Origin of the sequence: Paenibacillus jamilae (assembly GCF_050482105.1) — a bacterium.
GTDB classification, from domain to species: Bacteria; Bacillota; Bacilli; order Paenibacillales; family Paenibacillaceae; genus Paenibacillus; species Paenibacillus jamilae_B.
In genome coordinates this window covers 82,330-106,089 of record NZ_JBCNHI010000020.1, presented here as the reverse complement: position 1 = coordinate 106,089, position 23,760 = coordinate 82,330, and the positions used below count along the sequence as shown (strand labels likewise).

The following is a 23,760-nucleotide window of genomic DNA, read 5'->3' as shown; positions in this document are numbered from 1 at the left end:
GGAAACAGCCTGTTCGTGTCATCTCAACTACACAGATTTACTCTGATTCGAGCGGTACATCAAGTACAGAAAATACGGTGCACCGATCAATGCAATCAGCAATCCAGAAGGAATTTCGGTCGGCGCAAGCACTGTCCGTCCAATCGTATCCGCCAGCACCAACATGACCGCTCCCAAGATGCTCGACAGCACAATGGAACGACGCACATGGTGCCCGATCAACGTACGCACGATATGCGGTGCAATGAGCCCAATGAAACCGATTGTTCCCACACAGGCTACTGCTCCACCCGCCAGCAGCACACCCACCACCATCGCCAACAGCCGGGTGCGGCGCACCGGAAGCCCCAGACCCATGGCACTGCTATCGTCAAATACCAAAAGATCGAAACGGCGAGCCAGCCACCACGCTACTGGCAACAACACGAGCAGAAAGGCGAAAATGGTCGCCACCTGCCCCCAGTTTCGAGCGTAGGTACTACCGGTCAGCCAGATATAGCCTGTGCTCCCCCAGAGCGAACCTTGGATAATTAATACCTGAATACCGGCTGAGCCGATGGCAGATACAGCAATACCAAGCAGGATGACCACCGACGGATTTAGCTGCTTGTTCCACGATAAAAAGAAGATCACTGCTGCCGACACCGTCGCTCCAGCAATCGCCGCGATGGGCAGCATATAAATAGGCAGCCCAGGCCAGACGATAATCACTGCAAGCGCGCCGAAACCAGCCCCCGAAGAAACTCCGATGATCGAGGCATCTGCCAATGGATTACGAACTGCCAGTTGGATCAAGACGCCGCTGACTGCAAGCGCGATACCAGCCCCGGCCGCCACCAGCGTACGTGGTATTCTAAATTGAAGCAATGCCGAGTTCGCGCTCTCCCCGCCAAACAGACCAGTCAGCAGATCCCCCACTGGAATGCGCATTCCTCCAAACATTAGGCTGAATACCGTTAGCAGCACGGCACAGCAAGCAAATATTGTAACCAGTCTGCCAAACGGTAATTTCCGAGAGCGTACACCTATGTTCATGGAAGACTGTCCCCCGACACCGGAAGGCAGCTTCATCTTCCACAGAATCAGCCAAATCAACCATGGTGCCCCGATCAAGGCCATGACCGCTCCGGTTGGCAGATCCATGCTTGATTTGTGAATCATTTTCGCCAGCACGTCTGCACCTATCAACAGCAGTGCCCCCCATAGGAAGGAACCGGGCAGTACCCAACGATGCATTTTCAGCCCGCTTAAGCGAACCAAATGCGGAGCCACCAAACCTACAAATCCGATGGGACCAATGACGCTGACTGTAATGGTCGACAGCAGAACCGCCAGCACAATTCCCACCGCCCGGGTTAAGCTAACCTTTTGTCCAAGGGACGTGGATGTGGACTCATCCAGATCCAGTACATCAAACTGCCTTGACAGCATAATAGCAATAACCGAGAGTCCTATGACCCAAGGCCAAGCGTAAGTCGTGCCACTCCAATCGTTTTGCACCAGTGAACCGGAGCCCCAGAGAAACAACCCCTGTGTTTCAAATGAATAAAAGATATGCAGCGCTCCGGTAAACGAACCAAGCACCATGGATACGATCAAGCCGGCCAGCGCCAACCGAATTGGAGTTCCAGCTCTTCCCCCGCCCATAAAGTAAGCCAGCACCGCTGCCAGCAAACCGCCAGCGGCGGCAAATAGAAATGGTGCCTGGTGCAGCAGGCCTGGAAACATCACCGCACCCAGTACGACCACAAAGTAGGCACCAGCGTTTATCCCTAGGGTATCAGAAGCCGCCAGTGGATTTTTGGTGATGGCCTGAAGCAGAGCACCAGCAATAGCCAGCGCACCGCCAGCCAAGATTCCAATGACCGTACGCGGCATCCGAAGATCCCAAACCATGTTATGCTCAAGCGTATCCTGTCGCTGGGTCAACGCCTCAATGACTGTATGTAGCGGAATCGAGGCCTCCCCATAACACAAGCTTACAAAAAAAAGCACGATGAGGACGATCAATCCGCCCCCAAAGATGCTTCCTATACGCCAAGTCTTCGACAACCCCCTTGTGTCCGTTCGGGTCATTTCGTCAGAGCTCCGACTACTTGATCAACCAATACTTTAGATGAGATTGGGCCACCAAATGTCCATGTTGTACCGTCTAGCGGGTAGGTCCGTTTTTCTTTAACAAAGTTCAGCCCGTTCCATACCGAGTTGTTCTTCATTGCGGCACCGAATACATCGTCCGTCTTTTGCGTAATATAGATAAAATTACTATCCTGTACAGCTGGAAGAGCTTCGATGCCTACGGTACTGAATCCGTATTTCTCGGTCTGGTCCGATTTCCAGTCGTTCACCATGCCGATTTTCGAAAGCGTCCCCGCTACAACTGAATTATCCTTGAACATTCGCAAACTGGCAGCATTTTGAGCTGTAAAAGCCTGTGTCAGCGCATAATGGAAGTCTGCTTTGCCTGCTTTCTCCAATGCATCCTTTGCCTCTACATAGTGCTGGTCAAGCTCGCTTAAGACTTTATCAGCCTGTTCTGCTTTACCGGTAGCCACAGCGATTTGCTTGAAAATCTCGACCATACGGTCGTAATCATAACCGTTCCCCTTGTAAGGATCGAATTCGATCGTTGGCGCAATTCCCTTAAGCTGTGCATAGATTGCTGCATTGTTATCGGCGTTAGAGATAATAAGATCTGGCTTAAGCGCCGCAATCGCTTCGAGATTGGGTTCGCCACGTGTACCGATATCCGTTACGGTATCAGCCAGCTTCGCTTCTGGTGTTACCCACAGCTTGTAGTTAGCATTGTCCGCATTCCCGACCGGCTGTACGCCAAGGGCAATCAGATCCTCGGTAAACGTCCATTCGAGTACAACGACACGTTCCGCTGACTTGTCCAGCTTGACTTCCCCATGGTCATCCTTAACCGTAACCGGACCAGCCGCTGTAGATGTCTGCTCAGATCCTGCAGCCCCCTCCGTCTTCGAGCTATTCCCAGCCGAACCGCAGCCTGCCAATACAATCGCAAAAACTACAAATAACAATAGGCCATTCAACATCTTTTTCATTTCTCTCAATCACCCCTGTATGTATATGCATCGGAAAATGATAATCATTATCAGTAAAAGAGTATAGGGGTTAGTGATTTTTGTCAACAAGGATATATCGAAGTTCAATTGAATCGCACACAGGTTCCGTATATGATAGCTTTATCATTGATTTAAGGGAGGCTACATTGAAGTGGCAGTATTAATTAACGAGCAGATTAAAGCTGATGAGGTGGTGCTCACTGGACTCTCAGGCGAGAACCACGGCATTGTTTCCAAATCAGACGCCTTGGCAATGGCCCGATCCCAAGGAGTGGATCTAGTCTGCACCTCACTGATGAGTAGTCCACCACCGTGCAGTTTGGTTGCAAAGGGCCAGGGAAAAGCACTTGCGCAAAAAAAAGTGGCAACCAGCAAAACAAACAACGGACGAGCCGCAGGGAACAGCGGCAAAGAAAAGGTCAAGGAGCTTCGCTTCACCGCTCACATTGAGGAGCATGATTACGACACGAAGCTGCGTCAGGCGGACAAGCAGCTACGTTCTGGTAAACCGGTACAGTTGGTCGTCAAGGCTTCAGGCGCAAAAGAAGCACCCGTCGCCAAAGCGGTGCTGGAGCGGCTACTGGGCGATCTGAAGGAAGTCGGCGTAAAGGAAACTGGAATCCAGACGGGCGGCAAAGGTTCACAGGTGAAATTAAACCCTCGCTGAATGGCGAACCAAATGGTGAAGCAGGGCGAGCAGATTTAATGTGACGGCTTAATTCGCTATGGTCAAACACTTACCTTAGTCCTCTAAGCCTAGCTCGGCTATAAGAAAATCAGCCTGATCCATTTTCATCTGTTTCTTTTCTTGGCTGTAATCCCATCCGAGTGCTATAGCATATTTAATGATACGGGAACAAGTATTGGGTTTATGAAGGTTGATGGACCAGTTCCCCTTCCATGAAAAGCTCACTTCAAAAAATGAAGTTTTGGAAGAGTATATTCTAAGACTGACAAAATCTCTGCTAGGCGTTTCATTAATCACACAATGAAAAAGAAAATTATTGACCGTAATGTTTTTAGTTCTCTTAACAAAGGGCTTCATAAGTCACCACACTACTGATAAAATAGATGTTTTCACTTGTCGCTATTTCCCCACAGCGCTCCATACCATGCTTGCTAAAAAACGGAGGGAGAATCACAAATGAACATGAATGGACCTGTCCACATTTCCCGAAATGAGAGGCTTCAGACGTGCCACGAAATAGCTGCTAGGTTACATGAAGTATATAAAGACAAAATTCTAGCTATAGGGGTCTATGGATCTGTTGCCAAAGGTGCAGATGGTCCGTTCTCGGATATTGAAATGTTTTGTGTACTAAATGAATCCAACGCTTCCGTAGATTTTAGCCATGAATGGTCGGCGGGTCCCTGGAAGGCCGAGGTGAACGTCTGTAGTTCAGACATTCTTCTGAAAATGGCTTCTACTGTTGAGGGAGAGTGGCCGTTGACACATGGTCCCTTCTTTGCCCCACTTCGTCTATATGATCCTAAAGACTTTTTTTCTATATTAAAGGAAGCGGCCGAATCCCCAACAAAAGAAGATTTCAGGCATGCAATCAACGAAGTGCTTGTAGGCGAAATGTATGAGTTTATCGGAAAGCTTAGAAATGTCCGGACAAATGGCCCTCATACCTACTTGCCGTACTTGATCATGCAGTTTGCCCACTATGGGGCTATGTTGGTTGGGTTACACAATCAGAAGCTTTTCTCAACAGGTTCAATGGTTCTACCAGAGGCACTGGAGCTTCCGGGTCGTCCAGACGGATTTGAATATCTAGTTAAGCTGGTTATGTCCGGGAATTTAGCGGAACCAGCAAAGATCATTTCAGCCTGTGAAAATTTTTGGAGTGGTCTTGTGAGTTGGGCAGCCGAACATGACTATCATATGAGATCACAACGAATCCCCTTTTAATCCAAAATCAATTCTGCTTTAATTTTGCCTACTATAATATACCATCTTTTCGACATCCCAAATCCCTCTTTTATTAAGGGGGATTTTAATTTTTTTCTCGGCGGAAAAAGATCCTTGATGAAGATATGCCACGCTATACTTTTTTGTAAAATATTTAAAATTTAATTTACTTGATTTCATCTCCCACCTCACTTATTCTCGATATATGCATACTTCGGCTCTATTCATCTTCACATGTACAGCTTTTATTATTGTGCACATGCCGGAATATATATTTTCTGTGTATTCAGAGAAAATTTAACGTATAGGTCTTTATATAGTGCTTATTTTTAATAATATCCAATAACAGGGCCCTAGGCCCTATGACAGATTACGTTTTAATGATATATTGATAGGTACTACAAAAGACTAATTACCCAGGGCTTGGGCTGGAGGATGTATGAAAAAGGAATCAAATCAAGACGAAACCAGTTATTTATTTAATGTTGATGTATTAGTTAAAGGTCGTTCGAACGTAGAGGCCCTTCAGTTCCTGCTTAATCTCTTGAGCCAAAACGAACAAATTGCGGATAGTCGGATTCAGTCCGGTATCGAACTTGGTAATTTAATTGAAGCTGCATTATATCTAAAAAAGCAGTCGGCCGTTAATAGCCCATCCGATGCAGCTGCTACGCTAGCAGAAAGATTCTCCAAAAAGAAATTAGCCGCAATTACGAACAAACCACCTGTTGTTCAAGAGATCAAACAATCCCACGTACAGCCAAAGCCTGCAATACAACAAGACCTTAGCACGTATGAATGGATCAAACGCTATATACAAGATAATACGCTTGTACGGTTAATCGTGAACCGCTATGGCGGACAGCGCAGTATTCCTTGCCGCATACTCAACCTAGATCATGATAATAACCTGCTGAGTGTATATCATGTCGATGAGAAGCAAGTATACTCCTTTAAAATGAATGAGATTGATGAAATCACATCGTAAATGTAATAGCTCACTAGAACAACTACACATGAAAAAAGAGAATCGGTGGAAAAACATTACGTCTTTCCTGCCAATTCTCTTTTTTTAGTATGGGCCGGGAAGATTTCTAAGCCTCTTTCTTTAGAGCAGTAGCAGCCCATGCCAACAATATCCATCCTGCAATAAAACACACGCCTCCTAATGGGGTGATTGCCCCCAGCACACGGATTCCGGTTAAACTCAGCACGTATAGGCTGCCAGAAAACAAAATGATACCCGTGAACAATAGACGCGCTGCCCATCTTAAACGGGTCGAAGAACCCCACTGTCCGGTAGCCAACCCAACAATCAGCAAACCGACAGCATGAATCATATGATATTTCACACCCGTTTCATATACAGCCAATGCATCCGCGTCGATCCGTGCTTTTACAATATGCGCTCCAAACGCTCCAATGGCTACCGCCAACATCATCATTATAGATCCTACTATTATCCATCTTCGTTGCATGTTTGTATACTCCTTTTCACTGATCCTTTTACTCGAATGTTCTTCTTATTTTATCGGAACAGCATGAAGTTTACCAGCCAGTGTGTGGGAACCAAGCGTATACCAAATTGGATGATTAACCTCTGGCTATTGGAGGGTAATGTGTAAGGTGGCTTGCTTTTTTGTTTATTTTGTGGAAAATTAGTACCTGTTCGGACTTATGTTCAAGGAGTTGAAAAAATGAGTTACCAAGATCCTAATTTGCAAAAGCCTGCTGCGTCTGAGGAGCATCCTGTTTTTTCAGAAGCTCCTGTGTTCCAGCCTCCGGTCAAGCTTAAGCATTCCGGTCCCGGAATTGCCTCCTTTATTATGTCGCTCGTCAGTCTGATCGGATATATTATTCTGGCTATTATGGTCATTAATCTGCTGGCTCATTTCAGCCAATACCAAACAATGAACCCGGAAGTCGCTTTGCAGCAAACCGGAACGGTGCTGATTCCCTTTATTTTTTTAGCCAGCCTGCTGCTGAATTGTAGCGGACTTGTGGTCGGGATCATCGGCATTGCGTTAAAAAACCGTAAGAAAACCTTTGCTATTACAGGATTGATCATTAATGCACTCATTATTGTAGGCTTTATTGCACTACTTGCCATCGGTCTTGCCATTCCGAATAGCACAGCGGATATTTATCCTTCCTCCGTGCAATCTTTATGATTTTTCTGCATCTCACAGAGAGGATTTAATGTATGAACAAAATTAAAATTTTTGCAGACAGTACCAGTGATGTTCCTGTCCACTGGCGTCAACAGTACGAGATTAGCATTGTGCCATTGTATACCGTATTTGGCGATGAAGCATTGCAAGACGGAGTGAACATCCACCCGGAACAATTATTTGAGCGTGTCAGCCGCGAGGGACGCTTACCTCGCACCGCCGCACCTTCCCCGGCAGATTTTATTCAAGCCTTTACGCCCTACATAGAACAAGGGGATGACATTTTATATATCAGTCTGTCTTCCGAGCTATCATCGACGTACCAGAATGCGCTGCTCGCTGCCTCCGAATTTCCAGAAGGTCGCATTACGGTTTTTGATTCCCTGAATTTGTCGTGCGGCTTTGGCCTGCTTGTGATGAAAGCTGCTCGCATGGCAGCAAACGGCAATACGATAGAACAGATTGTAGACATGTTGACGGCAACTAGGCCGCTAATCGACACAGAATTTGTCATTGATACACTTGAATACCTATATAAAGGCGGAAGATGCTCTGGCATGCAAAACCTGATCGGCAGCCTGCTCAAAATTCGTCCGGTAATCAAAGTGATTGATGGAAAAATGACACCTGCTTACAAGGTCCGCGGCAAACGTGAAAAGGCGCTGGATCAAATGCTGCAAAATGCCCTAAGGCATCGGGATTTAATGGATAACGATATCATCATTGTAGTACATGCTTTGGCTGAGGAAGACGCGCTGATGCTGCAAGCACGCCTGCAAGAGGAAACGAACGCACAAGAGGTACTGCTAACCACAGCAGGCTGTGTCATATCCAGTCATTGTGGTCCACAAACGATCGGTATTATGTATGCCAAAAAGGCTTAGTTTTTATCCAATATCAGACCTGTTACCCAAGGGTAGCAGGTTTTTTGGTTTCTTCCATTAATTTAGCAATGAATAACTTTCCTCTTTTTGATAGTATTATTCGTCGAGTAACGATATATATACTTCCAATCTATCATATAAAGAAGGTTATTGGGTATGAGTTCCAAACGATCACGTTCGTTAACCAGACTTATTTTATTCGCAGCTACAGCCATCCTTACCTTATTCACCACATTCACTTCATACTTAGCTGTTCCAGCAGCAGCATCCGGCATAGCATTTCAGGATATTTCGCACAGCTATGCCTATCAGTCTATTATTTCCCTGTATGCTAAAGGAATTTTAACAGGCACACAGCCTGGTTATTTCTCTCCTAAAAAAGCTGTTACCCGAGCCGAATGGGTTACCGCATTGGACCGTACGCTTGGTCTGAAACCTGTACAGGCATTTGTCTCCTCCTATCGGGACGTTCCCAAACAGGCATGGTATTACGGTTGGATTGAGGCAGCATCGCAGCTTGATATCGTACAGGGAGGATCTTCGTCTACATTTCAACCCAATAGTCCTATAACTCGGCAAGAAGCTGCCTTAATGATTGCACGTCTCATCCGCTCTTCGGGTGAATCAGGTGAGGCCACTTCTTCTTTCACCGATCGTGACGAAATCGCAGATTGGGCTGTTGAAGGGGTAACCACCGTGAATCGTTACGGCTTTATGAAAGGTGAAAACAATTATTTCCACCCGGCATCTTCTCTCACTCGTGAAGAAACAGCGGTATTATTGGAGCGTCTACTGACGTATTCAGCACAGCATGCTCGCCAAGCTGCTTCGACTGCTTCTTCTATTCGATTAGGCTGGCAATATGACCAAACCGTTCAGCAGTTTGAAAATACGGTGCTGCAATCCAACATCAACACCCTGTCACCACGCTGGTTTTTTCTAAACGAAACAGGCAGTATCAGCGATTACACCAGCTCTTCACTGCTTACCTGGTCCAAACAGCATCAAAAAAAAATCTGGGCGATGGTAGGCAACCGCTCCAACCTAGCGCTGACGCACCAAATTCTGTCCAGTGAGGTTCTGCGGGCTAAAACTATAACTCAACTTGTCAATGCTGTATCTGTACATGGTTTGGACGGGCTTGTCATTGATTTTGAAAATGTAGATGGTCAGGATCGTGCCTATCTTACATTGTTCATCCAACAATTAAAGGCTAGCTTGAAAAGTCAAAATGCGGTACTGGCGCTTTGTGTATCTCCTGATTACGGAACGGACTGGACTGCCGCTTTTGATTATCAACAGCTTGGCGCTGCGGCAGACTATTTAATCCTGATGGGATATGACGAGCATTGGGGAGGAAGCTCGATCCCCGGCTCCGTGTCCTCCATGCCATGGCTTCGTGAAAGCGTGCGGCGCTTTGTACAAACGATCGATCCGGAGAAAGCGATTTTGGCGTTGCCGTTATTTACACGGAATTGGACACTTAACGCTAGCGGACAGTCAATCGCCTCCTCTGATATTTCATTAGATCAGCAAAATCAGTTAGTAACCCGTAGCTCTTCCAAACCGATCTGGAACGAGGATATTCAGCAGTACACTGTATCATACAAGGATACTCAGCTTCATAAGCTATGGCTGGAAGAAGGGCGATCCTTTACACGTAAGTACCGCTTGGGTCAGGATGAAGGATTTGCTGGCTTTGCCTACTGGTATCCGGGCGGCGCAAGCTCTGATCTGTGGTCCAGTGTAAAAAATGCGGACCGCTTTATACAGCGTGGCTTGTAAAAGTCAAAAAGCCTTCAACTTCATGTAAAAGTGAAGTTGAAGGCTTTTGCCGTATTACGTATACCAGTCTACGACCGATATGCAACTTGCCCGTTCACAACAGTCATTCGTACCTTAACGTCCAGTAAAGCCTGGGGACTTTGCAATACATCGCGATCAATAACGGTAAAGTCAGCGGCTTTGCCTTCAGCGATTGTCCCTCTTTCATCAGCTTCCCCTGCGGCTACTGCGCTTCCCGTAGTAAACAGATGAATAGCTTCGTGAGCATCCAGCTTCTCAGCGGGAAGATAGCCCTCATGTATTTCTTCCGGCTTAGCACGAGTCACCGCTGCATGTATACCCAAAAATGGGTTTAATGGCTCAATCGGGGCATCACTGCCTCCAGCGCACGGAATCCCTGCTTGCAGCAGCTTTTTCCAGGCATACAAATATTCGGTCCGTTCTTTCCCAACCCGATCCAGCACCCAAGGAAAGTCACTTGCGACAAAACGAGGCTGAATGTCTGCAATCAGCGGCAGCTTCGTCATTCTTTTGACCAAATCAGCTCTTAGCACCTGCCCATGAATCAGACGATCCGGCAATCCGCTTTCCTCCGTTAGTCCGTGGGCCTCCATCGCTGTCAAAATCATGTGCGCCGCCCCATCTCCGATGGCATGTACAGCCACTGGAAAGCCTGCGGCTCGGGCTGCTGCCACCATCTGATTCAGCTCGGGCTGTGGTTGGATTGCCATTCCACACGTATGTGGTGCATCACTATAAGGTTCGGATAATAAAGCCGTTCTTCCACCAATAGCGCCGTCAGCAAACATTTTAATCGCACCGATTTTGAACCACTCATCTCCAGTACCTGCACGCAGCTCCTGTGCTTTCACTTCTTCCATGAACGGATGATAGAGGAGCTGGTGTGTGCGAAATGCAAGGCCTTCCTCTCTCAGCTCCCTGTAAATTCGCTGCATTGTCTCCACGCTGCCCAAAAAACGTAAATCCTCCGTATGCGCAGCAGTCAGACCCAGCCGTAGTGCATCCAGACAAGCTCGCCGGATCGTATCCTTCTTCACCGAATAATCCGGCTCGGGCTGCACGCTTGTAAAGGCGAAGGAGGCTTCCTCATAAATTAGTCCATTTAACCGCCCCTCTGCGTCTCGTCCATAGGCTCCCGAAGCCGGATCCGGAGTGTTCTCGTTAATACCTGCACGCCGAAACGCCTCTGAATTGGCCAAAAACGTATGAAAGCACGTACGTGTCAGATATACTGGGTGCTGATCTGTAATGGCATCTAGCTCCGCTATATCTGGAATCTCAACAGGCATAAACGCATTTTCGTTCCAATTTAGCCCTAAAATCCACTCTCCTGGCGGTGTAACAGCGACCCGCTTGCGCAGCATAGCCAGCATTTCGTCCTTGGAAGTAGCAGATGTTAAATCCAGCATAGCCAGCTTCATGCCATGCATAGACAAATGCATATGGGCATCGGTTAAGCCCGGCAGTATATAGGCACCGTCCCAATCTACGGTTTCATACTCCTTACCTGATAACTGCAATTCAAGCTCCCGGGCATATCCAATGGCCTGTATGCGGCCATGCTGTACAACGATGGAGTCTCCTTGGGAAGCCCAATCCCCATATAACCTGCCGTGCTTGAACAAAACGAATGTCAACGTCACTCATCTCCTTTTTTCTAACTATATGGTTAATCCACTGCATATTACGCCAGAGTTGCCACTTCCAAATGCAGTGTACTTATATCTACCTGTTGTACTTCCTGCGCAAAGTGATCATGGGCTGCACAGACAGCCATTTTATAATCCGAGTCCAGTTCATACTGCTTAAAATGACAATACTCAGTCGTAAAGCCCTCTGTCGTGAAGCCTATGGACGGTCGTGCTTGCAACTCGAATGAAAATGACTTTAATGGCAGTGTTAGCCCCTGTCCTTCAGCCTTCACAAAACTTTCCTTAAGCGTCCAAAGATCATAAAAATAGGATAAACGGTTCTCTGCATCCTGCTGCATTAATGCATCGTACTCTGTGTCTGAAAAGCATACCCTGCCTACCTCAAAATCAATAGGACGGAGCTGCTCAATGTCGATACCAAGCGGATGATCGTCAATGGCGCATACTACCCATTTTCCCGAATGGGAAACGTTAAAATGAAATGCTGGTACATTCAATAAGGAGGGCTTGCCAAAAGCATTGTATGTAAACTGAAGGCTGGCATTCGGTATTCTTAATTGCCGACAAACCAACCACCTTAACAACACATCAGCGTATAACCCCCTTAAAGCGTCTTCCCGATGTAAAAAACGGTCCAACTTGCGTTGTTTTTCCAGCGAAATCTGATTTACCAGTGATTCGTAATGCTTTTCAGCCTCTGGCTTGCTCGTATCAATCGCGTATATTTCCATGGTCGCCTCCCGTATATCCTAATGAATATCAGTACGTTTGTAACACTCACCATTCGATTGAAGTCTGTCAAATCTGGATGACGCTTGCCATATACATGGTCAATATACTACTCTAGCACTTTCAATTCAATATGGATACAATTGGGATAAGCAGCTCTATCAAAGCTACTTCATGGAACTCACTAATGAAAGCGCTTTAAAATATCACATACAGAGGAGGACGAAACAATGAAATATGATTTTGCCCGCTTGCTGTGTATTATGCTCACTATTTTGCTTTCGTTAAGCATTTTTCAGATGTTTTCACCTAAGATTGCTTCAGCCGCTTCAGCAAATGTTGTGAACGGCATTCAGTTTAAAGATACAAGTGGAAACGTGGTTCATGCCCATGGAGGCGGAATGATTAAAGTAAATGGTTATTATTATTGGTTTGGTGAAAATCGTAATCCCAACGGTACGTTCAAGGCCGTATCCGCCTATCGTTCCTCTGATTTAAAAAACTGGGAGTTTCGTAAAAACGTGCTGACCAGCAGCTCGGCCGCAGAGCTGAATGTATCGAATATTGAACGTCCAAAAGTAATTTATAATGAAAAAACACGCAAATACGTATTATGGATGCACAAGGAAAACGGGATTAATTACAACGAAGCCCGAGTAGCAGTTGCCTCATCCGATACCGTAGACGGCGATTATACGTATCAGGGCAGCTTCCGTCCGCTGGAATATGATTCGCGCGATATGACCGTATACAATGATAACGGTACTGCTTACCTGATCTCGGCTACCCGTGTAAATGCCGATCTGAACATTTATCGTTTGACACCGGATTTTCTTCAAGTTGAATCATTGGTGACTACACTGTGGCCAGGACAATATCGTGAAGCTCCGGCGATGTTTAAAAAAGGAGATGTCTACTTCCTGATTACATCCGGGGCAACCGGCTGGAATCCCAATCAGGCCAAGTATGCTACCGCATCCAGCATTGAGGGAACCTGGACTAATACGATGAACTTAGGGGACGGTACGACTTACGGTTCACAGTCGGCCTACGTCATTCCTGTTGAAGGTACACAGACGACCTCGTACCTGTATTTGGGCGACCGTTGGGCTGGGGCTTGGAGCGGTCCTGTGCAGGATTCGCAATATGTATGGCTGCCGCTACGGTTTCCAACCGCGACCTCATTAGCTATGGATTGGTTCGACAGCATTAATATTGATACCGCCAGTGGTGTGGTGGAGGGCGTAACTACGCCGATGGTCATCGACCCGGATAGTTATTATCAGTTGGTAAGCCGCAAGAGCAACAAGCCGCTAGGCATCATTAGCAATGCGACGACAGACGGAGCAGATTTAGAGCAGCGTGCGAATTCCGGAGCACCAAGCCAGCAATGGCAGCTTAAGGATGCAGGCGGTGGATATTATAAAATTGTGAACCGCAACAGCGGGAAGCTGATTGGCGTTGAAAGCGGCGCTACAGCAGACGGCGCAGTTATCGAACAATGGAATGATGGAGGCTGGTCCAGCCAGCATTGGCAGCTTGTACCCGTAACCGGAGGTTATTATAAGCTGAAAAATCGGGCAACGGGCAAGCTAATCGACATTTCCGAAGGTGCCACCACCGATGGAGCTAAAGCCATTCAATGGGGCGATAATGGCGGAACGAACCAGCATTTCCGTATAGTCAAAGTGGAATAGCTAAGAGCATTTTAAAAAGGAGTCGTAATCCGAACAGATCTTGGGGATCTCTAACGGAAAACGGCTCCTTTTTATGCTAAATCGGTAAAAATGGGTGATGTCTAGTACACTACACTTCCCACGGAAAATCTGTCGTCAGAAAACTAGCCAGCTGCTTGCTTTCTTCCCTCCGCTGACGCCGTATGGCTGCGCGTGATGGAGCCGTCTGGTGTAATTGTATTTGCTCTTCTGTTTCAGGGATCACCTGCGGGACGGTCACTTTACGATTATTCTCGTCCAGTGCCACAAAGGTCAGAAAGGCGGTGGCTGCAATTTTGCGGTCGCCAGTCATTAGTCCTTCGCGAATCACCTTTACGAACACCTCCATTGAGCTACGACCTGTCCAAGTTACGAACGCTTCCAGCGTGACAGAGTCGCTCGGGTGGATAGGCAGCAAAAAATCCACCGAGTCCGTCGAGGCCGTAACTGTGTTGGTACGGCACAGCTTGGAGGCAGCAATAGATGCGATATCGTCAATATACGACATCAATCGGCCTCCGAAGAGCGTGTTATGATTGTTGATATCGTTGGGAAATACTCGGGACGTCTTACAGCAGTAGGTTTCTCGGATGTACTTGCTTTCCATGGGCTCTTTCCTCTCTTTTCCTCGTTGCTCTCTTTTTATATTTCAGGCTTTTGTAGAATCTTGTGTGAAAGTCTGTTGTAGACTATACTAATTTTCCCACTAATCCGCATAATAAATCAATACATAAAAATCGGCGTCCTCATCTGAATCATTACGGTAGGTATGGATATCAGACACTTGAAATTGTACCGCATCCCCTGCACTCAGTTTGAGCTGTTGCCCCTGCATTTCAAAGTACATTTCTCCACGGATCATGAGAATCGTTTCCTCTCCGAGATGCTTTTCTGCCTGATGTGTAAAGCCTGGCTTCAGACTTACGGTGAACACTTCGAACTTCTTTTCCGAGTGGTACGGGAATACAGGGTAAACAAAATAGTTACCGTCCTCATCAATAACCGGATGCAAATCTGCTCTCCAAATCTTCGTGATTTGCGGCGGGTCTTCTTTAAGAAAGGTGGAAAAGGATACGTGCAAGCCGTTCGCAATTTTCCATAGCGTGGTTACTGTAGGATTGGATTTCCCCTTCTCAATTTGAGCCAGCATCCCTTTGCTGACTCCTGTCAGTTCAGCCACCTTATCCAAACTAAGTCCTCTCGTTTTCCTGATTTGAGCCAAATTCGAACCAATAATATATTGCATGGAATCCACCGAATGATACCTCCTCGTATCCAAAAGTCTATATATGAAGAATACACAAAAGTGCCCGCTGTAGCTATAATTTACTGTTGACATTAACTATAAATGTCCTTAAACTTCACTTACTAAAACGTTTTTCAAAACTATTGTAATATCCTGAAGGGGGCTGCTATCCTGTGACTTTTCCATCCCTGAACACCCAACAGGTGAGAAAATCAACGTTGACTATCTAGGAGGGACAAAATTTGAATCCGCAAACCCGCAAGTCCCGCCACATGTACATGATGCAGCTGGCGACAATTTTTATTGGCTTTATTGTTTTTGGTATCTCGGAAAATATAAAAGGTCCAGCCATTCCACGCATTCAATTCGACTTCAATCTGGATGAACAGCAGCTCGGAACATTGTTGTCTCTAAACGCACTTGGTTATTTGATTGCCTGCTCGTTCACGGCCGTCCTTGTCCGTAAGTGGGGAATCAAGGCGGTCAGCATCATTTCTTTTGCTTCCATGATCATCTCGGGATTTTTCATCTACCTGTCGCACACGTATCCGTTCTTCGCTTCGTCCTACTTCTTGATGTATATCGGGAACGGCATGCTGGAGATTGCACTCGCAATTTTAGGGGCGAGGATTTTTGTGAAAAATACCGGCACGATGATGAATTTGTCCCACTTTTTCTATGGGCTTAGCTCAACAGTTGCTCCTTTGCTGGCGACGGGAGTCATGTCACTGACGGTATTTGGACATACGCTGGACTGGCGGGGAATGTATCTGGCTATGTTGTCGCTCTGCTTGCTACCGATTGTGGCCGCGCTGCTCAGCACCTTCCCGGGAGACGACCTGCAGCATGAGGAACGGACCTCACTCAAGACCCTAACCCGCGATCCGGCACTCTGGATGATGGTAATGATCCTGTCGTTTGGAGTAGTCTCTGAGCTCGCAGTTGGGGGCTGGCTAGTCAACTTTTTAGAGAAAGCGTATTCATGGAGCACGGTGAAGGCGTCCAGCATGCTCTCAGCGTTCTTTCTTACCTTCTCGTTGGGGCGCCTATTGCTGGGCCCGCTCACAGACCGAATGGGGTTTGTGCTTTCAACGATTCTATTCTCCGCCTTCTCAGCGATTTGTACATTTGCAGCAATCGCGGGTGGGGAGAGACTGGCGTTTCTCTTTGCCGCATCGGGTGCTGGCATTGCAATGATCTATCCGACCGTGATGGCGTTCATAGCACGGAGATATCCGAAGGACAGTGATACAGCTATAACGTTCGTCGTCACACTGATGGGCATAGGGAGTGTCATTGGCAACTATGTGATCGGCTGGGTAATCGAAGGGGTCAAGATCGTCTACGGCGCAACCACTGAGCTTGGCATACTGCGCGGGCTTCAGGCGGGATATGGAGTTATCGGTCTGTGCGCAGCCATCTGCGCGGTCTCGGGAATGATTCTCTACGGATATCTGAAAAAACGGCAGGAGCTTATATAAGCCACCACCTTAGGGTTGTCCCATAAGTCATGAACTGACTGGGGCGCCCTTTTTTTACGAACTACTTGTTCGCTATTCAATATAACATACAATTGTATAATATATTGATACTTCACAATTTCCGTTATATACTATTATAAAATTTGTGCTGGGGGGAAGTTTGACATGTCCATAGCTTCGGAGTTGAGCGGAACGAAGCAAGATTCATTCAGCTTTTTACAAGGGGTTAAAGATTGTATTCCTACACTGCTCGGTTATGTATGTATTGGGTTTGCGGCGGGCATTGTGGGCGCTTCCTCAGGGGTGAGCACCATGGAGATTGGCCTGATGTCAGCGCTTGTATACGCAGGCGCCTCTCAGTTTATAATGTGCTCGATGCTGGCTACAGCCAGTCCTCCGTCTGTCATTATTTTAACGACATTTATTGTGAATGCCCGCCATCTACTGTTAAGTGCATCATTGGCTCCTTACTTTTCTAAATATTCGCTGTGGAAAAATATAGGCATCGGTACTCTTTTGACGGATGAATCCTTTGGGGTAGCATCGGATAAATTGGCTAAAGGCGGGCAGGTCAGTGACCGCTGGATGAACGGACTTAATATCACGGCCTATCTCGCTTGGATCGCTTCCTGTGTGGCTGGGGGAGTGCTCGGAAACTGGATTTCCCGGCCAGAAATATTTGGTCTAGACTTTGCCTTGCCTGCAATGTTTCTTGCCTTACTCATTTCCCAGCTCCAAAGTGTCCAGACCTCCAAACTCAAGCATCGCCTGCTGCTTGTGCTATGTATGGTCGTTCTAATGTACCTTTTGTCCTGGTGGGTACCATCACATATCGCCGTCATTGTATCGACCATGATTACCGCAACGATTGGAGTGTTAACCGACAAATGAACATTAATCCCAATGTCCTGTATATCATTATCGGTAGTATGATTGTCACGGCAATTCCAAGAATCATTCCCTTCGTCGTGCTGCAAAAACTGACGCTGCCCAAATCGGTGCTACAGTGGCTGTCCTACATCCCTATTTGTATTTTCACGGCACTGGTCATGGAAAGTCTGCTCGTACGTACCGAGACCTCGGTCACTTTTGACGGGCAAGTACTTATAGCGGTCCTTCCTACGCTGGTGACTGCTTTGTGGAGCAAAAGCCTGCTGGCTACGGTGGTTGTCGGTATTATGAGTATGGCTGTAGTTCGGCTTTTATGGATGGGATAGCAAATCCCCTCCTAAAATAGGAGGGGATTTATCCTTTCCTACGATCCGCCTGTCGCCTTTACCAACAGAGGTGACAGCGTTTCTTGCTCAAGGTCACTTTCTCCTTGTGAAAGATACGAAGATGCTTGTAGCCTGAACATTTCAGCGTATACTCCGTCCATATCCATTAAGTGTTCATGGCTGCCCGCTTCCACAATTCTGCCTTCCTCCATTAAAATGATGGTATCCGCCATTCGTGCGGAGGACAATCTGTGTGAAATAAATACTCCTATTCTCTCGTGAACAAGCTGATCAAATTTTTGAAAAACCTCCTTCTCCGCATGTGGGTCCAAAAAAGAACTCGGCTCATCCAACACATAGATATCGGCATTCCTCATGAAAGCCCTGGCTATTGCTATGCGTTGCCACTGCCCTCCAGATAGCTGTTGTCCATCTTCAAACCATTTTCCAAGCAGGGTGTTCAGTTTTTCTGGCAGACCAGCTATCAAATCTGCAATGCCTGCCTTATCAATAGCTGCCCAAATGGCCTCATCATTTTCTCTGGAAGACACATGACCAAAGCCTATATTATCCCTAACAGACATCTCATAATGTACAAAATCCTGAAAAACGACGCCTATCTTTCCCCTAAAGCTGTCTTTATCCAATTCGTGTATTGAGTGTCCATTAATTAAGATTTCTCCTTCAAAATCAGAATACAGATGGGTGAGTAACTTCACAATTGTGGATTTACCCGATCCATTTCTCCCTACAATGGCCAGCTTCTCTCCTTGATGCAGAGTAAAGCTAACATTAGAAATGGCGTTCTCTTCCGTGTTAGGATATCTAAACGATACATTCCGAAACTCAATACTGTGTATAGCGGACAATGGCAAGTGTTGAACTGACTTTTGTATTTTGGTTTCCTCCGGCATATCCAGAAAGTCAAAAAGCTGCTTAATATACAAATTATTTTGACACAGACTTAAAATTCCTTGTACAATACTCTGCGACGTTGACTGGGTTAACGTGATCCCCTGAATTAAGCTCACCAGGTTTCCCACTAAAATTTGACCAACATAAGTAGCTTGTATGGCCATGAAAATAATAAATGCGCATGCACCCTGATTCACAATCTGGAATGCAAGAGAAGTATAGGATCTACGAACCGCTAGCACTTTATCCTCACGATAAAACCCTTCGAGTATTGTTTTATACCTTTTTCGCAGATAATCTCCCAGTTGAAAGATTTTCACTTCTTTAAAGCTGTTATCTCTCGTCACCAAAAAAGACAAATACCAGGATTCACGTTGTCTTCCTGCTCTTTGAAAGTGAACATTAAATTCTCTCTGCCCAATACGTAAAAAAGAATAAAAGGACAAGCATGGAATAAGAAAAATGAATAAGAACGCCCACCATCTCCATGCGATGAGAATAGCACCCGTCGAAAATAAGGTTACCACACTGCTCATAATGGCGAGGATCTGAGTAAATATTTCAAATGGTCTGTAATCTGCTTCTCCCTGAGCACGTTGAAGCATATTTTGCACATCCGCATCCTCAAACGACTGCAAAGACATTTTTTGTGCTTTTTCAATAATTTTAATATTTACCTGGTTTGATAGCCGGCTTTGAAACATTTTACGAAAAAAGCTTTCCCCAATATTGATCAGATCGTACAGCAAATTGACACCGATTAGAACACCAAAAGCTATAAAAACAGGCTGAAAGCTTCCTCCTGACGCTCCTGCCACAACACTGTTAATTAATTCTCTCGTTGCTAAAAGGATCACAGCAGGAACGGCACCCTTCAACAAATTTGTAATGAGTATAGCGATCAAAAAGGATGGATGCGTGTCCCACAATAGCCTAAATATGCGAGGCCAAAATAAAAAGGTACGAAATATATTCTGGTAGGACAAGGATACCAGGTCATTGGTTTGTCCTTTAGACTGTGACATGGCGCACTCCTTTCCGATGCAACAGGTTGGCCGCTGTATGCTTTGCCAAAGCCATACATTTCATTTCCCGTTCCCTATTGACACCCAGCAGACGATTCAGGTGCATATGAATGATACTGCCTAAAATATCATTAGCATGATTCGTAAGCTCATGATTGTTTTCAGCCAGGGTTATCGCTTGAGCATATTGTTGAATCATGGCCTGTCTTTTTTCTACAAGGGCCAACAAAGCGACCTGTGTAGCCGTATCCGCTTGTCTAATCCATTCATCATCCGATTCTACAGCGGTAATCAATGCTTTTTTAACATCTCTGAACGCCTTCATATAAGGCTTGCTGTCAATTCTTTCTTCTAGCCAGTCCACTTGCTCCTGCATCGTTAAACCAAAGCTGCTTAAATAATGAAGAATATTAATCACAGCTGCAATCTCTATGTCCAGATTGAAAGCTTTCGAACGAATGCCTGCCATATAAGCGATGACCCATCGGCTATCCACATCAAAAACCTGTTCTGCCAGATCCATAAGCGTCTGTCCTCCATACCTCTCCAGCTCAGGAAGATATGTATCCAGTACCATATGGGTGATAAGTCCTTCTTCACGTAGCTCACCTGCCCACTCATTTAATTGCGCCAAGCCAGCATTCCATAGTTGACCCGGCTCTCCTTGAAACCGCAGACGGATATGATGCTCGGGATCAACGTACCGCAAAAAATAAGATTTTTGACTCCAATTCTCGATTCCCGGGTTATTGCGGAGTTGATCCAAGCTTAAGGCAATAAGGTCCGTTTCCCTTTCCTTAACTCCGTACAATTTAAGGTACAGCCATTCACCTCCTGGAAGGAAGCCTCTATGAATATTTGAGGGAGTATGAGTAATGAATAATGGAGAATCATTGTGAGTTATTGAACTGGGTATGCTTGATTTCACCTTTATTTTTTTCTTCTTGAGTGGAAACACAAATTCCCCCATAAATCTTCCAGCGGTCCCATGTACCGGAGTATGGAATGGATCGCCCAAACACTCGGTAAGAAGCAGTTCCTGTCCTTCGCGTGTCTTGATCACCTCACGAAGTAACTCCTTAATATGGTATAAATTACACAGGTCTAATAGAAGTCGGTTGTCTCCCATCGTTAAATAAACATAGCGTGGCACATTCCACTGCTCTCTCCACGTATGAAAAAGCTCCTCCCTTGCTTGAGGCTCAGTTAGATCTGAAATATTCAATGCAGCCTTGCCAAGCCTCCACTGCGCAGCACTAATAACGATTTTTTTGTATACAAGTCTTGGCAGAAAAGGAGACTGCTCTAATGGCCCCCAGTCAAAGTAGGACCATGTGCCAAGCTCTTTGTTGGTGATATCCGTTAGAAATCTGAATATATGTGGTGAAAGCTTGTAATTCAGCATGTGGGTTTGCAAGGGAATGATTTCCTTGCCCAAACGTCTGGACTTGACATAGAAGCGGTCGTGAGTTGCACCTATCAATAAATCATCCATGCATAGCGTATGTTCCTCATCTTTAGAAGAGGTAGTCCCTGACACAATTTCGTAATCCATTAAATTTTTGCTTAATGAAATGTTGGATATTTTGCCCTGCTCGGGCATAAAAACCATCTCTGACAATAACGCATCAGGATGAAAACACCGGTGATAATCATATATTTCAGATAAATTTTGTACAAACTCCTCACCAAACATGTCCAGAAAACGTCCAATGGTTTTGCCCGCTCTGTTAGAGCCAGCGCTGGCTCCGAGCAAAAGCGAGTAATGTCCAGAATCAACTTTTTCAGGAGAATCAGCATATATACTGTAATAGATCTCCATTGTTTCTGGAGAAGTATCATAATTATCAGAAATCGTCAGTTGCTCTAGCTGCTCATCTGTAAGGTTGATTTCTATCTGGTGCTTAGAGACTGCATTCGAAACCCACAGAAAGAGATTAGCGTTGCGTTTAAACGCCTCCATGCCCATTGGTTTTTTTTCATTCGTGCGATACGTCTCCGGTATACCCAAGCCCCAATCCTCATCAAAGAGTTCATGAATTGGGACCTCCTGATAAACACCGTACTTTTCCAAAAAACGATTGAAGTAATCTGCCAATTCATTTGTTTTCGGGGTTGCATGCAATCTGCACATGATCTCAGCCCCTAATGCTGCATCATCAAGCACATGTCTTGGCAGCGATACTTCTTGAGCTAATTTGACATCGACCTGTATAGGCGTTTTCACAGAATAGATTCCTTGCATTTTGTCACATAATTTCCGGTAGATCTGCTCCCCTTCCCCAATCCTGCATTGATTATATTGAAGTAATAAAGTGTCAATTTCGTACAAAATGTCAAGCCACTGATTGGAATTGTCCAGCTTTTTAATTTTTTCAAATATGTAATGAAAGGGTGAATGATCCATTAATGGAGGTCTAAGCTCGCTCATAATAAACTCTTGCTCTAATAGTTGCTGCAAATAATTATTTATGATTTCCTTAGTAGCGTCAGGAAATGATCTCAATAATATTTCTTTGAGTTCCCTCACCTGAATGGGATGCTCTGCAGCTTCAAACGTTAGGCGAACGACGTCCGTAAGCCGAATGGAACTAAACATTTCAGCCGAGTCATCAGCTTCTGCTGCTCCATGCTTAGGCCTAAATGGTAATTTAGCGCGATCTCCCTTGATCATAACCGTTCGGTTTAAGAAAACCTTTAGTTGTTCAAATATGACTGGGTCAGACTCCATTTTTCGGATAATCTTATATATCCATTCCATGTCAGGTCTGGCTCTCTTCAAATGTTGATGATAGGCACCTATATCCAAATGGGCAGCATCCCCGCAAATCCCTTGTCCCACCCCTGAAAATAATCCAAATGGAGTCGTTCGGGTAGTCATCCGAATAAAATAACGATAAAAGCTATTCAGCGTCTTCTCAAACTTTTGTAACTCCCCTTTATCATTTGGAGCATTATCATCATGCAGGTAGTGTAGAAATTGCATAAGGGATGGTGAAGCTAATGATATGGCTTCTTGAACAACAGCTTCCTGAGAAACAAGCTTTATTCGACGGGTGATTTCCTCTACAGTAAGCTGATTATCCAAATCTTGACCTGAAAACACCTGAAAATATCGTTCTAGCGGTAATAATGGGGTTCTGATCAGAAAAAAATCACATGCACTGAACCACCTTTCATCCTTATCTCTTTCCTGTTTGTGCAGTTTATGAGTATCCGTGTAATGCAGTTGTCTCTTCACAACTGACCACCTCCAAGTTTTTAGGAAATAGATTTAACTTGTAACCAATTCCGTGACAAGTCACTAAGATTTTTGGATGACTTGGATCATCTTCTATTTTCTCTCTCAATTTTCGGATATGCACATACACCGTATTAGATGTAGTAAAAGCATCAACTCCCCATACTCTGTCTATAATGTGATCAATCGTGGTTGCACACTCTTTTGCTGTAAGGAGATACATTAATAATCGATATTCCATCATAGTCAGCATATATTCATGCCCTTGCTTCCAAATAACCTTACCAGCAGGATCAAAAATGACATTGGGTGATAAACTAATTGCCTCCTGGTCTTTCCCCATTCTATAATCAGAGGAAGCCATGGAAAGCAGTTGTTTGAGGAGATCCAATTGCCGTTGGTCATCACAATGATAGGATAGGAAAATAAATGGGACCGTAAATTTTTCTTTAATGGTATGCCAGTAAGACAAATCCTCTAGCGTTACATGATCTTGGTTTAAAGCGACACCGATGCACTGCTCATCAATCTCTGTTAGAGCCTGATAAAGAGAATCATAAAACATGATTTGAATGTTTTCTGGAGTGCTTAAAGTCTCAAAAAAATGCTTAATCTTCTTAAAGGATGATATAACCATAAATTTTTGTTTCATCTAATCCTCCCCAAAAACACGG

20 protein-coding genes are annotated in these 23,760 nt (G+C 45.4%); 10 read left to right on the top strand and 10 right to left on the bottom strand.

Features of this window, described 5'->3' with window-relative positions; all coding sequences use genetic code 11:
- Positions 1 to 27: 27 nt before the first annotated feature.
- Both ABEW32_RS19305 and ABEW32_RS19300 read right to left on the bottom strand, forming a co-directional pair.
- Positions 28 to 2,076 (bottom strand): iron ABC transporter permease, encoded by a 2,049-nt coding sequence (locus ABEW32_RS19305; RefSeq protein WP_430190780.1) that lies wholly within the window; start codon positions 2,074 to 2,076, stop codon positions 28 to 30.
- The gene (locus tag ABEW32_RS19300) at positions 2,073 to 3,068 is read right to left on the bottom strand and encodes an ABC transporter substrate-binding protein (RefSeq protein ID WP_430190778.1); all 996 of its coding nucleotides are present in this window, start codon (positions 3,066 to 3,068) and stop codon (positions 2,073 to 2,075) included. The genes ABEW32_RS19305 and ABEW32_RS19300 overlap by 4 nt, the downstream gene beginning before the upstream one ends.
- A 172-nt stretch (positions 3,069 to 3,240) precedes the next feature.
- Here ABEW32_RS19300 and infC point away from each other — a divergent pair, with 172 nt between their 5' ends.
- The 3 genes from infC to ABEW32_RS19285 all read left to right on the top strand — a co-directional run bounded on the left by infC (position 3,241) and on the right by ABEW32_RS19285 (position 5,992).
- Positions 3,241 to 3,756, top strand: a complete 516-nt coding sequence (gene infC, locus ABEW32_RS19295) for a translation initiation factor IF-3 (RefSeq protein ID WP_430190776.1) — start codon at positions 3,241 to 3,243, stop codon at positions 3,754 to 3,756.
- 477 nt (positions 3,757 to 4,233) lie between these two features.
- Complete coding sequence (locus ABEW32_RS19290) at positions 4,234 to 5,004, top strand: ANT(4')-I family aminoglycoside nucleotidyltransferase (RefSeq protein WP_430190773.1); 771 nt, start codon at positions 4,234 to 4,236, stop codon at positions 5,002 to 5,004.
- A gap of 439 nt (positions 5,005 to 5,443) precedes the next feature.
- Positions 5,444 to 5,992, top strand: coding sequence for a hypothetical protein (locus ABEW32_RS19285; protein ID WP_430190770.1), 549 nt, complete (start codon positions 5,444 to 5,446; stop codon positions 5,990 to 5,992).
- Positions 5,993 to 6,098: 106 nt separating this feature from the next.
- On the opposite strand, the gene ABEW32_RS19280 is transcribed toward ABEW32_RS19285, so the two are convergent.
- Positions 6,099 to 6,482 carry a DUF423 domain-containing protein gene (locus ABEW32_RS19280; protein ID WP_430190768.1) on the bottom strand — a complete coding sequence of 128 codons (384 nt, stop codon included), beginning with the start codon at positions 6,480 to 6,482 and terminating at the stop codon, positions 6,099 to 6,101.
- Between the two features lie 219 nt (positions 6,483 to 6,701).
- Here ABEW32_RS19280 and ABEW32_RS19275 point away from each other — a divergent pair, with 219 nt between their 5' ends.
- From ABEW32_RS19275 to ABEW32_RS19265, 3 genes are all read left to right on the top strand, one after another.
- Positions 6,702 to 7,175 (top strand): hypothetical protein, encoded by a 474-nt coding sequence (locus ABEW32_RS19275; protein WP_430190765.1) that lies wholly within the window; start codon positions 6,702 to 6,704, stop codon positions 7,173 to 7,175.
- A gap of 32 nt (positions 7,176 to 7,207) precedes the next feature.
- Positions 7,208 to 8,059 (top strand): DegV family protein, encoded by an 852-nt coding sequence (locus ABEW32_RS19270; RefSeq protein WP_430190763.1) that lies wholly within the window; start codon positions 7,208 to 7,210, stop codon positions 8,057 to 8,059.
- Positions 8,060 to 8,215: 156 nt separating this feature from the next.
- On the top strand, positions 8,216 to 9,844 hold the full coding sequence (locus ABEW32_RS19265) for an S-layer homology domain-containing protein (RefSeq protein WP_430190761.1): 1,629 nt from the start codon (positions 8,216 to 8,218) through the stop codon (positions 9,842 to 9,844).
- A 68-nt stretch (positions 9,845 to 9,912) separates the two neighbouring features.
- Here ABEW32_RS19265 and ABEW32_RS19260 read toward each other — a convergent pair whose 3' ends face one another.
- On the bottom strand, positions 9,913 to 11,502 hold the full coding sequence (locus tag ABEW32_RS19260; protein ID WP_430190759.1) for an amidohydrolase: 1,590 nt from the start codon (positions 11,500 to 11,502) through the stop codon (positions 9,913 to 9,915).
- 47 nt (positions 11,503 to 11,549) lie between these two features.
- Positions 11,550 to 12,248, bottom strand: a complete 699-nt coding sequence (locus ABEW32_RS19255; protein WP_430190757.1) for a 4'-phosphopantetheinyl transferase family protein — start codon at positions 12,246 to 12,248, stop codon at positions 11,550 to 11,552.
- 228 nt (positions 12,249 to 12,476) lie between these two features.
- On the opposite strand from ABEW32_RS19255, the gene ABEW32_RS19250 reads away from it, so the two are divergent.
- Positions 12,477 to 13,943, top strand: coding sequence for an RICIN domain-containing protein (locus ABEW32_RS19250; RefSeq protein ID WP_430190756.1), 1,467 nt, complete (start codon positions 12,477 to 12,479; stop codon positions 13,941 to 13,943).
- Positions 13,944 to 14,052: 109 nt separating this feature from the next.
- Here the strand turns inward: ABEW32_RS19250 and ABEW32_RS19245 are convergent, their stop codons facing one another.
- The gene (locus tag ABEW32_RS19245) at positions 14,053 to 14,568 is read right to left on the bottom strand and encodes an acyl-CoA thioesterase (RefSeq protein WP_430190754.1); all 516 of its coding nucleotides are present in this window, start codon (positions 14,566 to 14,568) and stop codon (positions 14,053 to 14,055) included.
- 99 nt (positions 14,569 to 14,667) lie between these two features.
- Complete coding sequence (locus ABEW32_RS19240; RefSeq protein WP_430190751.1) at positions 14,668 to 15,216, bottom strand: helix-turn-helix domain-containing protein; 549 nt, start codon at positions 15,214 to 15,216, stop codon at positions 14,668 to 14,670.
- A 233-nt stretch (positions 15,217 to 15,449) separates the two neighbouring features.
- Between ABEW32_RS19240 and ABEW32_RS19235 the strand changes: the two genes are divergently transcribed.
- From ABEW32_RS19235 to ABEW32_RS19225, 3 genes are all read left to right on the top strand, one after another.
- Entirely contained in the window at positions 15,450 to 16,688 is a 1,239-nt protein-coding gene (locus ABEW32_RS19235) for an MFS transporter (RefSeq protein ID WP_430190749.1), read from the top strand.
- A gap of 165 nt (positions 16,689 to 16,853) precedes the next feature.
- Complete coding sequence (locus ABEW32_RS19230; protein WP_430190746.1) at positions 16,854 to 17,579, top strand: AzlC family ABC transporter permease; 726 nt, start codon at positions 16,854 to 16,856, stop codon at positions 17,577 to 17,579.
- The gene (locus ABEW32_RS19225) at positions 17,576 to 17,905 is read left to right on the top strand and encodes an AzlD domain-containing protein (RefSeq protein WP_430190744.1); all 330 of its coding nucleotides are present in this window, start codon (positions 17,576 to 17,578) and stop codon (positions 17,903 to 17,905) included. Before ABEW32_RS19230 ends, ABEW32_RS19225 begins: the two co-directional genes overlap by 4 nt.
- A 38-nt stretch (positions 17,906 to 17,943) precedes the next feature.
- Here the strand turns inward: ABEW32_RS19225 and ABEW32_RS19220 are convergent, their stop codons facing one another.
- Genes ABEW32_RS19220 through ABEW32_RS19210 form a run of 3 tightly spaced genes read right to left on the bottom strand, consistent with a single transcriptional unit; the run spans position 17,944 to position 23,738 of the window.
- A complete protein-coding gene (locus ABEW32_RS19220) occupies positions 17,944 to 19,845 on the bottom strand; it encodes an ABC transporter ATP-binding protein (protein ID WP_430190741.1) in 1,902 nt (633 codons plus the stop codon).
- A complete protein-coding gene (locus ABEW32_RS19215) occupies positions 19,832 to 23,086 on the bottom strand; it encodes a lantibiotic dehydratase (protein WP_430190738.1) in 3,255 nt (1,084 codons plus the stop codon). Before ABEW32_RS19215 ends, ABEW32_RS19220 begins: the two co-directional genes overlap by 14 nt.
- Positions 23,052 to 23,738, bottom strand: coding sequence for a winged helix-turn-helix domain-containing protein (locus ABEW32_RS19210; protein WP_430190736.1), 687 nt, complete (start codon positions 23,736 to 23,738; stop codon positions 23,052 to 23,054). Before ABEW32_RS19210 ends, ABEW32_RS19215 begins: the two co-directional genes overlap by 35 nt.
- Positions 23,739 to 23,760: the final 22 nt, after the last annotated feature.